Raw genomic sequence first — 14,928 nt, 5'->3', positions numbered from 1 at the left:
AATTGAAAAGCCTTAGAGGCTCATTAACATAAATACCTAATTTTATTAATTATCTGGAATGGTACCGATGGATACACCAACGACAACAACAACGACAAGTGATACCTTTAATGGCTTGAACGTAACTCAACAGGTTACGTTACCAGTGTCGACAGATGAAACATTACCTTTGAGCGTAGACATTACAACTAGCGGTTTGTCTCCTGATATCAATATAGCCTTGGTAATCGACACGTCGGGATCAACAGGTAATAACTCTGGCAGTGACGTTGACGGCGATGGCGACAATGACACATTTCTAGAAGCGCAACAAATTGCGGCACAAGAAGTGTTCCAAAGTTTCATTGACGCAGGTTATGATCCAAGCACCGTAGAAATTACATTGATTGAATATAACAATGATGGCGCGACACTTGGGACATTCACTTTAGATCAACAATCCCAATTTAATACTGCCGTAAACGGTTTAAATGATGGCGGTGCTACAAATTTCGAATCTGGGCTAGATGAAGTTATTGATACATGGACAGCTGCAGGTGATGTTGACACAAACGATACGAATGCAGTAATCTTTCTATCTGATGGCGCACGTAACCGGGGCGACAATGGTTCAGACGAACTTACGCTTCTAGAAACAAATTTCGGCGCAAGCGTTACGGCCATTGGTGTTGGCTCTAACAGTTCATTAGGCGGTCTTAATACAATCGACAACACTGGCGGCGCAGAACGTGTGACAGATGTAGCCCAATTGGTAGACGTTATTACAGCACCACCCCCTTTGCCTGAACTACAAGAAGTAGAAGTATTTGTTGATGGCGTGAGCTATGGTGTATTTACACCTGGTGATGGTGTTTTGGTAACAACACCGCTTGGCTTTACAATCAACAATGAAGAAATCGCCGGCTTTCCCGTGAATTTTGGCGAAGACCTAGAGGTAGAGGTGGTTTCTCGCTTTGATGAAGGCTCTTCCGTTTTAACGTCAGGCGTTGTGATCATCCCTTTCGTTCCATGTTTTGTCAAAGGGTCCAAGATATTGACAGCGCGTGGATTAACCAATGTTGAAGAGTTAGAAGTTGGTGATCATATATTAACTCGTGATAACGGTTTACAAGAAATCCGCTGGATAGGTTCATCCAATATTCCATCATCACGTCTTGCAGAAAATATAAAACTACGACCCATAAAGATTGCAAAAGATGCTTTTGGGACAAACATGCCAGAGCAAGATTTGTTTATATCACGTCAGCACCGTGTATTTTTGCAAAGTTGGCATGCTGAGTTGATGTTTAATAGCTCTGATATTTTAATACCAGCTCACGTCCTAGTAAACGACACAACAATTACAGTTGATCATAGCGGTAATAGTGTGACCTACTATCACATCGCTTTTGATCAACATGAGATTATTTTCAGCAATGGGCTACCAACAGAAAGCTTCCATCCTTGCGCCGCAACGGTTGCAGATATGAAACCAGAAGCGAGAGAAGAGCTGCTAGAGTTGTTTCCGCAAATGGTTGAAGAAAAAGCTGCTTACCCTGCGGCTTACCCAAGCTTGAAATCCTATGAAGCACGCATCATCACAAAAAACATGGATTCATAATTTCATCAAAGGCGTATTTCGGCTTTATACCCAAACTTTATTGCACCATTTACTGCAAGCTCTAAGCTATAAGGCCTTTCAGAAATTTGCGGCGAAGCACTTACGCGCGCAGCCATGCCATGCCATGGTTCAACACATAAAAACGGAGCATTAGGTTTACTCCAAAGTGCAAGATTGGGTAGGTTTTCAAAGTTAAACTTAAGCTGGGGACCGCCCTCTATGCCATAAGTTAACCCAGTACCAGAACCACTTGGAAAAATCATTGCGTCTTCACAGAACATATCCGGTGTGATTTCTAAGCGCCCCTTTGTAAAAGGTGAAGCCAGAATTTGGTCCGGTATCAGCCCATCTTGCAAACGCACCATTTCTGGCTCGGCTTCATTGTCTAATAGAACGTGATGAACCTGACCTTCACCACCAGGTAATGGCCACGAAAACGCTGGGTGAAATCCAAACCCAAAAGGCATTGACCGATTGTCTCGGTTCTCAATAATGACCTGCACATCCAGCGTCTTATCGATTATGCGATGTGTTACAGTCATCTGGAATCTAAAAGGGTAACTGTGACGCGTATTGTCATTATCTTGCAAAACATGTCGGCACATGTGCGCAGTAACATCATCAAGCTTAAAGACCGAACGTCGCACAAAACCATGCTGAGCCATATCTGCTTTGTGATCACCTACCGCAATTTCATCATTAGGAGCTCGGCCAACAATCGGAAACAATATTGGCGCTCGCCCCGTCCAGAATGCTGCGTCCCCATTCCATAGAATATTTCGCCCATCATGCATACAAAGGTTTTGCATCTCTGCACCTAAATCTGAAATTGATACCGAAAGGTATTCATTCCTTAATGAAATTAGGCTTGGTATCATAATCGTTGATCACTTGTACTATATCTCTAATCAACGATAATCTGCTAGGCTATATAATTCAACAATATCAGACAAAAGGTTCCATTTGCTGTACAATTATGCGCGCAAAACTTGTCTTTTTCCATATTTATAAAAATTCAAAAACAGGCCTTGATTTGGCCAAATTCCATTGCTTGATTGCCGCCAATACCCTAATAAGCAAATGAAAATTTGTAGTGCTTACGTTTTATATAGACACAGTCAAATATAAAATATTCAAAGTATTCCAGGACAATCACAACCATGTCTGACCATGAAAAACGACATCAGATACGCCGTCACATGATTATTGGAGATGGTGTTACTGCAGCAGCATTTTCTGAATGCTGCACACTAAAGCCCGGTGACGAATTAATCGTCATCGGCAACAATGCAACGCGCCTTGGCCGTGGATTGGCATATGCGGCAGAACCCCAAGAAACGCCTTGGCAGTTCGCGTATTTATTAAACTCTCCTGCCGAAGATATTGATCCAGATTTTGGCCCATGGCTGGAAAAAAATTGGGCTAGCCTATGCGAAAAAATGCAAGGTCGAAGATTGAATTGGTTGGCAGCAGCACAAACGTTTGTTGATAAAGGTGACATCAAAGGCCTGAATGTACCCCGCGCATTCCTAGGGGATTTCATCGAAGAACGCACAAAAGTGGCATTGACAAAACTCCAACAAAACGGCGTCAAAGTTCGACTAATAAATAGTACAGCAATCGCTATTATGGAAACAATTAATGGTTTCCGCGTTAAAACAAGCGATAACCAACACCATTGCGCAGACACAGTAGACATAGCCACAGGCGGCCCTGAAACCCAACGTATCGATGGAGATGACAGTACATTCAGTGCTTCAACATTGTTTGGCAACGAAGCACGCATTGCAGAACACATTCAAAAAGGTTCGGAAATTTTTTGTATAGGCATGAATGCCACGATGCTTGATGTTTTGCGCTTGTGCCAATCTTTGCTACCAGAAGACCAAATTCGCTTAACCGCCTGTTCACCGCGTGGGTCATTGCCAGAACCTTTAATCCCGCAACTACCTCGCAAAATTATGCGCCCCAATCTTAAGGGTCCCTATCCAACTGCAGAAAGCTTTCTTGCAGCGGTGCAAGAAAATATACAATCTGCTCGGAAAAACGGGCTTCAGATGGGCGAATTACGCTCTGGGTTTCGTGCATATTTTACGGAGCACGGTTTAAAGAGTTTAATCCCCAATATAGACGAAGCACGCAAAGTACCAAACACGTTACGTCATTGGTTTCGTGGAGGAACACGCGACACAATTATGGATTTCAAACGGCTAAACGCTACTGGCTCTACAAAGATTATTCGCGGATCTGTCAAAGCTATCGAAGTTATGGAATCTGGTGCAAATGTGATTTTGAAAAACGGCACAGGTATGATGATAAGACATAAAACAGGTTTCGTAATCAACTGTTCTGGTGCAGGGTCACAATTCGATTTTGATCCTTTAACACGTTCATTGATTGACCAAAAATGGATCACTATTTGTGCGCAAAGTGGTGGCATAGCGGTCGGCGAAGGCTGTAGAACACAGGTCACAGGCCTACGCTATTTATCCCCTGCAACAACTGTAATCGGTGATGAAGTGATGCCAATGCCACTGTACGATGCACATTTGCTGCGCACACAAGTCTTCCGCACATAGATTAACGAACCAGAATATCTCTAAATCGTATATGCCCCATTTCAATTGAATGAAAGACGGGTGGCGGAGACGAAGGGATTCGAACCCTCGAGACAGCTACAAACCGCCTACTCCCTTAGCAGGGGAGCGCCTTCGACCACTCGGCCACGTCTCCACGGACGTATTTATGGATTAAGTAGCGGGAAAACAACCACTTTTTAAACGTAATAATAGAAAACTTCTAAATCTCTGTTTTCGTTGCTTTCCTAGCGATTTATCCCAGTTCTGAGCGCTCATCATCAGAAGTTTCGCGGCCAGAGTGATGCGCAGGACTTTGGGCTCAAGTATCCGAACAACGCATCAATGGACCGTTCGACAATGGGAAATCCCACCGCAGTGTAAGGCTGTTATCAGATAGCACCATACCAAGGGAATAATCGCGTACAGAATCTTCGCCGCACTGTGCAAACGCGCCTGAGAAAAACCCATCTTCGCGAATCTCTATAGGATACCAATTAAGACGACACCAAAGTTGCCCCTGTTTTAACCAGTCTGCGCTGATTTCAAATGGTTCGGACAAAACTGTCCCGCCAGACTTTATCGTTTCACGAGAACATTGTTTCGGTGTACCCCATGTCCCGTAAAAAACCTCACGCTTATCGGCGGCGGCGGCTGGAAATGCCAGCAAAACAATCAAAAAAACGTAACGCATTCAATTTTCTAGCCATACTTCGCAACACCCACCAATCAATTCACTGTGATACAGCCAATTCGAAAGGCTTCACAATCAGGCAAGTTAAGTCTGCTTAAACAAAAAGGCCCCTGAATAATCAGAGGCCTTTCTAAGATATTTAGTAAACTTATGCGCCAGCTTGTGGCTTCATGTCCGCAGCATCGATACCTGCAACAGAAACTGGTTTCTTCATTGCGTCACGACGGAATGGTTCACCTAGTTCTTGGTTCAATAGGACCTCGATGAACGTTGTTTTGTTTTCGTTCATTTGACGCTTAACAGCTTTATTCAACTCGTCTGTAAGCTCTTCCATAGAAGAAACAGCAACACCTTCAACACCACATGCTTTTGCGATGCCAGCGTAGCTTACTTCAGTTGCAAGCTCTGTACCTACGAAGTTATCGTCGAACCACAATGTTGTGTTACGCTTCTCAGCGCCCCATTGGTAGTTGCGGAAGATAACCATAGTCACAGCAGGCCAATCGTCACGGTTTACAGAAACCATTTCGTTCATTGAGATGCCGAATGCGCCGTCACCAGCGAAACCAACCACTGGCACGTCTGGACGACCAGCTTTCGCACCACAGATCGCCGGGAAACCGTAACCACATGGGCCAAATAGGCCAGGTGCTAGGTATTTACGACCTTCTTCGAATGATGGGTAAGCATTACCGATCGCACAGTTGTTGCCGATGTCAGAAGAAATAATTGCTTCTTTTGGCAATGCTGCTTGAATTGCGCGCCAAGCCATACGAGGAGACATTTTACCTGGCTCACGGTCACGTGCACGTTCGTTCCAAGTTGTGCCTGGATCGTCGTCTTCGTGGTCCATAGATGTTAGCTCTTGAGCCCATGCAGATTTTGTTTTCGCAATCACTGTACGGCGCTCTTCACGACCTGCGTCACCCGCTGTGTCAGACAACTGCTCCAAAATGCCGTTTGCAACTTTTTTCGCATCGCCAACGATACCAACAGTTACAGGCTTAGTTAGGCCGATACGGTCTGGGTTAATGTCAACTTGGATGATTTTCGCATCACGTGGCCAGTAGTCAATGCCGTAACCAGGTAGCGTTGAGAATGGGTTCAAACGTGTACCAAGACATAGAACAACGTCAGCTTTTGAAATCAATTCCATACCAGCTTTTGAACCGTTGTAGCCCAAAGGACCTGCGAACAATGGGTGTGAACCTGGGAACGCATCGTTGTGCTGGTAGCCAACACATACAGGCGCGTCCAAACGTTCAGCCAATTTTGCTGAGTCGCCAATAGCGTCAGCCAAAACAACACCAGCACCGTTTAAGATCACAGGGTTCTTAGCGTTTGAAAGCAAGTCAGCAGCAGCTTTAACTGCGTCTGCGCCACCTTGTGGGCGTTCGAATTCAACAACAGCTGGTAGATCGACGTCGATCACTTGTGTCCAGAAGTCACGCGGAATGTTGATTTGTGCTGGTGCAGAAGCGCGTTTCGCTTGCAAGATTACACGGTTCAAAGTTTCAGCCATACGAGATGGGTCACGAACTTCTTCTTGGTAAGCAACCATGTCTTCCAACAATGCCATTTGCTCAACTTCTTGGAAGCCGCCTTGACCGATTGTTTTGTTCGCAGCTTGTGGTGTTACGATCAACAATGGTGTGTGGTTCCAGTAAGCCGTTTTAATTGGTGTTACCAAAGATGTAATACCAGGGCCGTTTTGCGCAACCATCATAGACATTTTACCAGTTGCACGCGTGTAACCGTCAGCCATCATGCCTGCGTTACATTCGTGAGCACAGTCGTAAAACTTGATGCCAGCAGCTGGGAAAAGGTCAGAAATAGGCATCATAGCCGATCCGATAATCCCAAATGCGTTGTCGATACCGTGCATTTGTAAGACTTTTACAAAAGCTTCTTCTGTTGTCATTTTCATAATGAAAATCTCCCATGGGGGCCGCGAACGGCTAAATTTCGATGTAAACTGATGTACTTCACTCGTGCTGATTCAGTCCAGTGGCAGTAAAATTTTAGCATCGCGTTCAAAGATTCCGAACACTCTTTCGGAAAAACGGAACGAAATGCAGTCACTGAACCGTAAAAAGCCTATAAAAGCTTAACTATGCACCTGTTTCATGAATCTGTCGCGGATTACGACAGGATCCATTGTGATGACAGGTACTTTGATATTACCGCTTTCACATTTCGCCACGATGATTGTCATTTTGTCTGATTTCAACGCATCTTCCAAAACACCACGTGTTTCTTCAGCTTTGCATTCAATGACGTTTTCACAACCACAAGCTTTTGCCACTGCCGTCAAAGATGTCTTGCGTCCTGCATAGGTCGGCTGGTCACCCGTTGAACCATAGCTGCCGTTATCAATGATCAGCAAAATGAAGTTGTCCGCCACATTATTGGCAATCGTCGGCAACGTTCCAAAGTTAGTCAGAACCGAGCCATCACCATCGATAGAAATAACCTTCTTATCCTGCGCCAAAGCAACACCCAAACCGATAGAGGATGAAAGGCCCATCGTGCCGAGCATATAAAAATTCGTCGGTTGATCATCAATCATATGCAGCTCTTGGCTGGGCAAACCAATATTACACACAACCAAATGTTCGGAAATAACAGGTGCGATTTCTTTTAAGATTTCAGAGCGTATCATAATCAGTATCCTTTCCAGAAAGAAGCATCCGTCAAAATCGCGACAGGCTTGTTGCACATGAATGTGTGTTTCAGGATTGCATCAAATTCATTCACATCATCCTCGTGATGGAAATGATATGTCGGAATGTTCAGCTGGTTTAAAAGCGCTTTGGTGTGAACCGCCATTTCCACCTGACAAGCAACAGGCTCACCCAACTCACCCCGATAACTAATCAGCATCGGTAACGGCATGCGGTAATATTGTGTAAGTGTCACCAGCGTATTGATGGTCACACCAATCGCTGTGTTCTGCATGATGATCGCGGGGCGTTTGCCGCCCATGAATGCACCTGCGCACAGCCCCATACCTTCATCTTCTTTGTTTGAAGGAATGTGATAGATGTCATCGCAGGCATCGATTTGATCGATTACGCCTGCCAATTGTTTACAGGGAACAGTCGTTACAAACTCAACATTATTGGCAACAAGATCGGATACGATCTTTTCATTCACGGACATTTATCAGCCCTCCTAGCTGTTTCGTTTGAAACCTTTGCAGGAAAGCAATCGCACCACAATTAAGAATCCCTTCCTTCGGGAAATCTCAATTTGGGTTTCTGAAATGGTGTTAAGCCGCAAATTCTGAAATGCGGTAGCCTTGCAAATATAAAAGTCCTGTCAGATCAGCAAAATTAAGCTGCACACCACTTTGCTCTGCAACAACAGGTTTGGCATGTAACGCGACACCTGTTCCTGCACGCCCCAACATGCCAAGATCATTTGCACCATCACCAACAGCGATCACATCATCAGTCGTTAAACCCTTTTGATCGATGATATCTTCAAGCGCTTCCACCTTTGCTTCACGCCCTAAAATTGGTGTGCCAACTTCACCCGTTAAAATCCCATCGCTTTGCAACAATGTGTTCGCTCGGTTCTCATCAAAACCCAACTTATCCGCAATCGCTTGAGTGAAATCCGTAAAGCCACCAGATACCAAAGCCGCATAAGCATCATTTGCTTTCATCGTTGCCAACAGCTCTGCACCACCTGGCATCAATGTAATCCGCGATGCGATCACCTTTTGGATAACCGAAACATCCAAACCTTTCAGCAACCCAACACGTTCACGCAAAGCGTCTTCGAAATCCAATTCTCCATTCATCGCACGCGCCGTGATTCCCGCCACATGTTCGCCAACGCCAGCCTCTGCCGCCAATTCATCAATGCATTCTTGTTGAATCATTGTGCTGTCCATATCCGCCAACAAAACCTTTTTGCGACGACCTTCAATCGGTTGAACAACGAAATCTATCTCGTTTTGGCGCAAAGCATCCCTGATCACATCCAACTCAACTGGGTGACGTTCATTAGGTAAGAAGATATCACAAGCCACATTTTCATTAAGCCAATCAATATCTTGCACCCCAAGTTTGGTTGCGGTTTCTGTCACGATCTCAGCTGTTAAATTAGCTGATTTCGGGTTGGCGATCAAAGTTGCCGCATACATACAATGTTTTCCTATCGTAAATTTATTCACTATAATGCGACATCTTATCATTGAAAAACGTCACAAAATCACGCAACTCCTATTGTGTATCCCAGCAAGTGTCCATATCCAAGTACGTGGGACACCCTTCCCCAACGAAGGGCATTATATCTGTGAGGATACACATTATGACACTACCACGACCGGACATTCGTCCGAACAATCCCCAATTCTCTTCTGGCCCCTGCACCAAGCCGACCACATGGTCGCTGGATGCATTGAACGATGCCGCCCTTGGCCGCTCACACCGCGCCGCGATTGGGAAAAACAAATTACTAGCAGCCATCGAAACCACACGTGAAGTGTTGGACATTCCTGCCGATTACAAAGTCGGCATCGTTCCTGCATCTGACACAGGTGCTGTTGAAATGGCACTATGGTCACTGCTTGGCGCACGCGGCGTAGACATGCTGTCATGGGAAAGCTTTGGCGCTGGCTGGGTCAGCGATGTTGTAAAACAGCTTAAGCTTGAGAACGTAAATCACCATGATGCGGATTATGGCAAGCTACCAGATCTAACGAAAGTGAACTTCGACAACGATGTCGTTTTCACATGGAACGGCACAACTTCTGGCGTGAAGGTTCCAAACGGTGATTTCATTCCCGCTGACCGCGAAGGCCTAACAATCTGTGATGCAACATCTGCCGCATTCGCCCAAGAACTTGCTTGGGACAAATTGGATGTCACAACATTCAGCTGGCAAAAAGTTCTGGGCGGTGAAGCTGCCCATGGCATGCTGATTCTATCCCCACGCGCAGTAGAACGTTTGGAAAGCTACACACCAGCATGGCCACTCCCGAAAATCTTCCGCCTGACAAAAGGTGGCAAATTGATCGATGGCATTTTCAAGGGCGCTACAATCAACACACCTTCTATGTTAGCTGTCGAAGATTACCTGTTCGCATTGGATTGGGCCAAAGCCCAAGGCAATAAAGATGGCCTGATCGCCAAGGCAAATGCCAATATGAAAGTGCTTGCCGATTTCGTTGCAGCGAACGATTGGATCGACTTTTTGGCCGAAGATGCAGCAACCCTATCCAACACATCCGTTTGTTTGAAAATCTCAGACCCGCGTGTGGTTGCCCTTGATGCAGATGCCCAAGCAGCATTCGCAAAAGGTTTGGCTAAACTGCTGGATGACGAAGGCGTTGCCTATGACATCGGCGCTTATCGTGATGCCCCAGCAGGTCTGCGCATCTGGACAGGCGGCACAGTGGAACAAGCTGATCTAGAAGCTTTGACACCGTGGTTGAACTGGGCGTTTGAAACGCAAATCGCCACGCTTTAATTTTATCGCTGGCCCACCAACGGGCCAGCCTCCCAACATATTCTAATGGAGGCTATTATGCCTAAAGTACTTGTATCTGATAAACTGTCTGAAACCGCCGTTCAAATCTTTCGCGATCGCGGTATCGAAGTCGACTTCGAACCTGATCTGGGTAAAGACAAAGACGCGCTCGCCGCTAAGGTTGGCGATTATGACGGCCTTGCAATCCGTTCTGCCACAAAAGTGACCGAAAAAATCCTAAACGCTGCAACAAACCTAAAAGTCGTTGCACGGGCTGGTATAGGCACCGACAACGTAGACAAAGTTGCTGCGTCGAAAAAAGGGGTGATCGTCATGAACACACCATTTGGCAACATGATCACAACAGCCGAACACGCAATCGCAATGATGTTCGCAGTCGCACGCCAAATCCCAGAAGCATCAGCATCAACACATGCTGGCAAATGGGAAAAGTCAAAGTTCATGGGTGTAGAGCTGACAAACAAAGTTCTGGGCGTCATTGGTGCTGGTAACATCGGTGGTATCGTTTGCGACCGTGCCCGTGGTTTGAAAATGAAAGTGATCGCTTACGATCCATTCTTATCAACCGAAAAAGCTGACAAAATGGGTGTTGAAAAAGTTGAGTTGGATGAACTGCTGGAACGCGCTGAATTCATTACGCTGCACGTCCCATTAACAGATCAAACACGCAATATTCTGTCTGCTGAAAACTTGGCAAAAACCAAAAAAGGCGTTCGCATCATCAACTGTGCCCGCGGTGGTTTGGTTGACGAAGAGGCTTTGGCAGAACTGCTAAAATCTAGCCATGTTGCTGGCGCAGCTTTTGACGTGTTTGCAGAAGAGCCTGCCAAAGAAAATGCATTGTTCAACCTGCCAAACGTTGTGTGTACACCGCACTTGGGTGCTGCAACAACAGAGGCACAAGAAAACGTGGCTTTGCAAGTAGCAGAACAAATGTCTGATTACTTGCTGACAGGTGCTGTAACCAACGCATTGAACATGCCATCTGTGACCGCAGAAGAGGCCAAGGTTATGGGACCATGGATCAAGCTTGCTGATCACTTAGGCAGTTTTGCGGGTCAGATGACAGAGGAACCGATTAAGGCAATCAACATTCTATACGATGGGTGTGCATCAGACATGAACCTAGACGCACTGAACTGTGCAGTAGTTGCGGGTATCATGAAAAAAGCAAACCCTGATGTGAACTTGGTTTCCGCCCCAGTGATCGCCAAAGAACGCGGTATTAAGATCAGCACAACCAGCCAAGACAAAGCTGGCGCATTCGATGGTTATATCCGCGTGACAGTTATTACTGACGATCGCGAACGCTCTATCGGCGGCACAGTGTTCTCTGATGGCAAACCGCGTTTCATTCAGATCAAAGGTATCAACATCGATGCTGAAGTTGGCCGCCACATGCTTTACACAACCAACAATGACGTGCCAGGTATCATCGGTGCTTTGGGTCAAACGATGGGTGCGAATGGCGTAAACATTGCGAACTTTACATTGGGTCGTAGTGACGTTGGCAAAGACGCAATTGCGCTTTTATACTTGGATGATGCGCCAAATGCAGATGTATTGCACCAGCTTAAAACCACTGGTTTGTTCGCCTCTGTGCATCCATTAGAATTCGATATGTAACAATATTAAGGGCATCTATTTGGGTGCCCTTTTTCTATCCGAATAGCTTACGCTTCAGGTGTAAAATCACAGTGCGTAAAATGGATTTCAAACTGAACCTGCTGCGCAAGAGCTCAGTCATTTGCACTTCATCCATCTTAGCCAAACGTTTCACCGATTTATCCCAATCCGCAGGGGTATAACGCGCAATCCGTTGGTTCGCCCAAAAGCCGATACGGTAATCGCGGGCATATTTAGCGGCATAGGCTTTTTCGAAATAATCCAATGGGCGCGGGCTGTTGGTTCTGATCGCTTCTGTCAAAAGCGTACCAAGTGCACGTCCCTGTTCAATCGCAATGCGAATACCTTCGCCCGCCACAGGGGTTGCGCAATTTGCAGAATCTCCGACGCGGATAATGTTGCCAAACACCACATTTTGATCGAAAGGTTCAGAGGGTAAAATGCCCGAATTCACCTCATAATCCTCTGGCACTTTCACACCCAACTTATCCAAAAATCCGCTGTCCAAAAGCGATTGCATCACATCGCGCGGGCTGTCGTCTGTGTCGGGCTTAATCACACCCACGCCCAAACGCACGGTGCCGTAATTCGTGGGGAAAACCCAACCATAGCCTGACAGAACATGCGAACCAACAAACAGGATCGCGCGATTCATTGGGTAATCTTTTTGTACGAACTCATATTCCGTACCAATGCCCAAACGCTCTGGCTTTTCCACCAACCCAAGCGGAGCCGTGACCGCACAATGCCAACCCGACGCATCGATGATATATTTGGATTTCACTTGCTGTTTTTCACCATCGCGCAAACGTAGTGTAGAGGTATAAAAACCATCCTCTTCCACGGTGTTGATATACTTTGTACCTAGCAGCAATTCGCGCGGTTTATCATCCGATAAAGATGCCAGATGTTTGTAGAGTTTTGTGACATCTAAAATGACCATTTTATCGGTCTCAACATCAAAACGCGCCTCAGCATTATCTGAAAAATAGTCCAATTTATCAATTACTTGATAAATGTCCTGATTGGGACACAGTCGCTCCATGTCCTTTAAAAAGCTACCACCACTGGTGCGAACAGGCTTCCCAATTTCCATGTCCTGATGAACAATTATAGAGCTGATATTATCTGCTAATGAAGACGCTACAGATAACCCCGCAGGCCCACCCCCAACAATCAAAACATCACAGGTTTTCATCAGTCTGTCTCGATACCCAGCAGATCAAATGAAATCTCTGGGATTTCTTCTGGGGCACCCGCCAGCATATCCGCCTCGGCCATATGCAATTCACCGTCGTCCGCATAGCCCCACATCGCACCAATATTCAGGATATCATTGTTCTTTGCACCAAAGATATCCATCTGACGATCGCCCACCATAATAGATTTTGCAGGGTCTTCGCCCGTTTCATCCAGCGCAAATTGCAACAGCGCGGTTTTGTCGGAATTGGTGCCATCCAGCTCAGATCCAAAGACCCGCTCGATATGCGCATGAATACCAAAATGCTCGACAATTTGTTGTGCATAAATCTGTGGTTTCGACGTAGCAATAAAGAGTTTCGCATCCACCGTATGCAATTCATCAAACATCTCGCCAATGCCATCATAAGGTTCGGCATCATACATGGCTTCTTCGGTGTAATGGTCGCGGTAAAGGTCAACCGCTTCGCCAACATCCGCGTATTCACCCATTAGGCTGGTAAAGATATAAGGCAGCGGCATACCGATCAAACCACGCAGTTCATCTGCACTTGGCTCTTCACCACCTAGCTTTGTCATCGCTTGTTGAATGGATGAAATGATACCTGGTTGGCTGTCTAATAATGTACCATCAAGATCGAAGAATATGGTCAGCATGATTGGTCAAACCTCGTGTATGATCCGCGTATGACTTGCGTATGACATACGTATGACTTTTTGTCAGACGTTAATTTACGAACCTCAGTCGTAAAAAGGGGTCAGCTGATACACAACCACGGAATTTTCATCCAAAGCTTGCTGCATCAAATCCCGTTCTTCTTGATTAATATCGTGCCCTTCTTCAAGACGTTCGGCCAATGTGCCGTAGCCTGTCACATCCAAAGGCGCCAGATCAGCACGTTTTAACAAAGCAACCGTTTCACGCACAGCTTCTGCTTCGTCTACGCCGCTGGCGAAACACATCATGGCACCGCCTGTTGCATTCTTTGGCAAACCGTCATTGTCGTTACGACCGACCTGAACCAGCAAAGTGAAAACCTGCTGTTTGCGTTTTTGTTTTTTCTCGGTCGTCATCTTTATCTCCGTCTGCGTACGGTTGGTGCACCATCATCGCGGTATGATGCTTTGTCTTTTGCAAGTCTTCTATAACCTGCATTGGTACGCCCGCCCATAGATTTTGTTTTGCGTTTGGATTTTGCCATTTTCCGCAGGGCCGCCTGTTGCTCCGCCAAATGCTCATAATGTGTACGGCGCTCTTTGGAGGAAAAGAGCCAAGTTAAAACCAGCATAAAAGGTAAAACAGGTGTGAGCAGCGCAAACAGAAACGGGGCAAAAACGCCTTTGGTGCGGTAGTGTTTTGTGAGCGTCGCCAATAGTACCCAAATCCCAAGAACAATAGAGGTTATTGCGACTAAACCAACTGTCAGGTTTATCGTGCCGTTTGTGCTGTCTTTATCTATGACGGCAGCAGCAGATGCAGCGATCAACGTTGGTATTGGGAAAATTAAAACTGCCGTTAAGGCGCGTAGGATAAAGGACGGAACGGTGATGACGCCAACAGGCGTAAACCAATCGAATACTCCAACCTGTTTTTTGATTTCAACTTTGGCATTCGCCATGACACACCTTTTAAAAACTAACCCATACATTTGGCGTACTTGGGAACCTAGAATTTGCCAATACTACAATGTTCTAGCAGTTTTATAGTTATTTTTAATGAGTATCGTAAT

General features: G+C 45.9%; 14 protein-coding genes and 1 tRNA gene. 4 read left to right on the top strand and 11 right to left on the bottom strand.

All coding sequences use genetic code 11. The features are described 5' to 3' along the window. Positions 1 to 67: 67 nt before the first annotated feature. Positions 68 to 1,600 carry a Hint domain-containing protein gene (locus F9L33_RS08705; RefSeq protein ID WP_193222004.1) on the top strand — a complete coding sequence of 511 codons (1,533 nt, stop codon included), beginning with the start codon at positions 68 to 70 and terminating at the stop codon, positions 1,598 to 1,600. Between the two features lie 5 nt (positions 1,601 to 1,605). Here the strand turns inward: F9L33_RS08705 and F9L33_RS08700 are convergent, their stop codons facing one another. Next, positions 1,606 to 2,478: an aldose 1-epimerase family protein gene (locus tag F9L33_RS08700; protein WP_226804046.1), complete on the bottom strand. Its 873-nt coding sequence runs from the start codon at positions 2,476 to 2,478 to the stop codon at positions 1,606 to 1,608. Between the two features lie 282 nt (positions 2,479 to 2,760). On the opposite strand from F9L33_RS08700, the gene F9L33_RS08695 reads away from it, so the two are divergent. Then, positions 2,761 to 4,179 carry an FAD/NAD(P)-binding protein gene (locus F9L33_RS08695; protein ID WP_152142365.1) on the top strand — a complete coding sequence of 473 codons (1,419 nt, stop codon included), beginning with the start codon at positions 2,761 to 2,763 and terminating at the stop codon, positions 4,177 to 4,179. A 61-nt stretch (positions 4,180 to 4,240) separates the two neighbouring features. On the opposite strand, the gene F9L33_RS08690 is transcribed toward F9L33_RS08695, so the two are convergent. The 6 genes from F9L33_RS08690 to serB all read right to left on the bottom strand — a co-directional run bounded on the left by F9L33_RS08690 (position 4,241) and on the right by serB (position 9,023). Further along, positions 4,241 to 4,333: transfer RNA gene (locus F9L33_RS08690), tRNA-Ser, on the bottom strand. Positions 4,334 to 4,498: 165 nt separating this feature from the next. Beyond that, positions 4,499 to 4,870, bottom strand: a complete 372-nt coding sequence (locus F9L33_RS08685) for a hypothetical protein (RefSeq protein WP_152142364.1) — start codon at positions 4,868 to 4,870, stop codon at positions 4,499 to 4,501. A 148-nt stretch (positions 4,871 to 5,018) separates the two neighbouring features. Then, positions 5,019 to 6,797: a sulfoacetaldehyde acetyltransferase gene (gene xsc / locus F9L33_RS08680; protein ID WP_152142363.1), complete on the bottom strand. Its 1,779-nt coding sequence runs from the start codon at positions 6,795 to 6,797 to the stop codon at positions 5,019 to 5,021. Between the two features lie 180 nt (positions 6,798 to 6,977). Beyond that, positions 6,978 to 7,532 carry a sulfopyruvate decarboxylase subunit beta gene (gene comE / locus F9L33_RS08675; RefSeq protein ID WP_152142362.1) on the bottom strand — a complete coding sequence of 185 codons (555 nt, stop codon included), beginning with the start codon at positions 7,530 to 7,532 and terminating at the stop codon, positions 6,978 to 6,980. Positions 7,533 to 7,534: 2 nt separating this feature from the next. Next, positions 7,535 to 8,032: a sulfopyruvate decarboxylase subunit alpha gene (gene comD / locus F9L33_RS08670; protein ID WP_152142361.1), complete on the bottom strand. Its 498-nt coding sequence runs from the start codon at positions 8,030 to 8,032 to the stop codon at positions 7,535 to 7,537. A 109-nt stretch (positions 8,033 to 8,141) separates the two neighbouring features. Further along, complete coding sequence (serB, locus tag F9L33_RS08665) at positions 8,142 to 9,023, bottom strand: phosphoserine phosphatase SerB (protein WP_152142360.1); 882 nt, start codon at positions 9,021 to 9,023, stop codon at positions 8,142 to 8,144. 167 nt (positions 9,024 to 9,190) lie between these two features. Between serB and F9L33_RS08660 the strand changes: the two genes are divergently transcribed. Then, entirely contained in the window at positions 9,191 to 10,351 is a 1,161-nt protein-coding gene (locus F9L33_RS08660; RefSeq protein WP_152142359.1) for a phosphoserine transaminase, read from the top strand. 54 nt (positions 10,352 to 10,405) lie between these two features. After that, positions 10,406 to 11,998 (top strand): phosphoglycerate dehydrogenase, encoded by a 1,593-nt coding sequence (gene serA, locus F9L33_RS08655; RefSeq protein ID WP_152142531.1) that lies wholly within the window; start codon positions 10,406 to 10,408, stop codon positions 11,996 to 11,998. 34 nt (positions 11,999 to 12,032) lie between these two features. Here the strand turns inward: serA and F9L33_RS08650 are convergent, their stop codons facing one another. The 4 genes from F9L33_RS08650 to F9L33_RS08635 all read right to left on the bottom strand — a co-directional run bounded on the left by F9L33_RS08650 (position 12,033) and on the right by F9L33_RS08635 (position 14,817). Continuing rightward, positions 12,033 to 13,196, bottom strand: coding sequence for an NAD(P)/FAD-dependent oxidoreductase (locus F9L33_RS08650; protein ID WP_152142530.1), 1,164 nt, complete (start codon positions 13,194 to 13,196; stop codon positions 12,033 to 12,035). After that, on the bottom strand, positions 13,196 to 13,855 hold the full coding sequence (locus tag F9L33_RS08645; RefSeq protein WP_152142358.1) for an HAD hydrolase-like protein: 660 nt from the start codon (positions 13,853 to 13,855) through the stop codon (positions 13,196 to 13,198). Before F9L33_RS08645 ends, F9L33_RS08650 begins: the two co-directional genes overlap by 1 nt. A gap of 84 nt (positions 13,856 to 13,939) precedes the next feature. Continuing rightward, on the bottom strand, positions 13,940 to 14,272 hold the full coding sequence (locus tag F9L33_RS08640) for a hypothetical protein (protein WP_152142357.1): 333 nt from the start codon (positions 14,270 to 14,272) through the stop codon (positions 13,940 to 13,942). A 2-nt stretch (positions 14,273 to 14,274) separates the two neighbouring features. Beyond that, positions 14,275 to 14,817, bottom strand: coding sequence for a hypothetical protein (locus tag F9L33_RS08635; protein WP_152142356.1), 543 nt, complete (start codon positions 14,815 to 14,817; stop codon positions 14,275 to 14,277). Positions 14,818 to 14,928: the final 111 nt, after the last annotated feature.

The sequence above is a fragment of the Amylibacter sp. SFDW26 genome, assembly GCF_009184395.1.
Classification (GTDB): Bacteria; Pseudomonadota; Alphaproteobacteria; order Rhodobacterales; family Rhodobacteraceae; genus Amylibacter.
The sequence above is the reverse complement of the archived record's forward strand: the minus strand, read 5'-3'. Positions and strand labels throughout refer to the sequence as shown.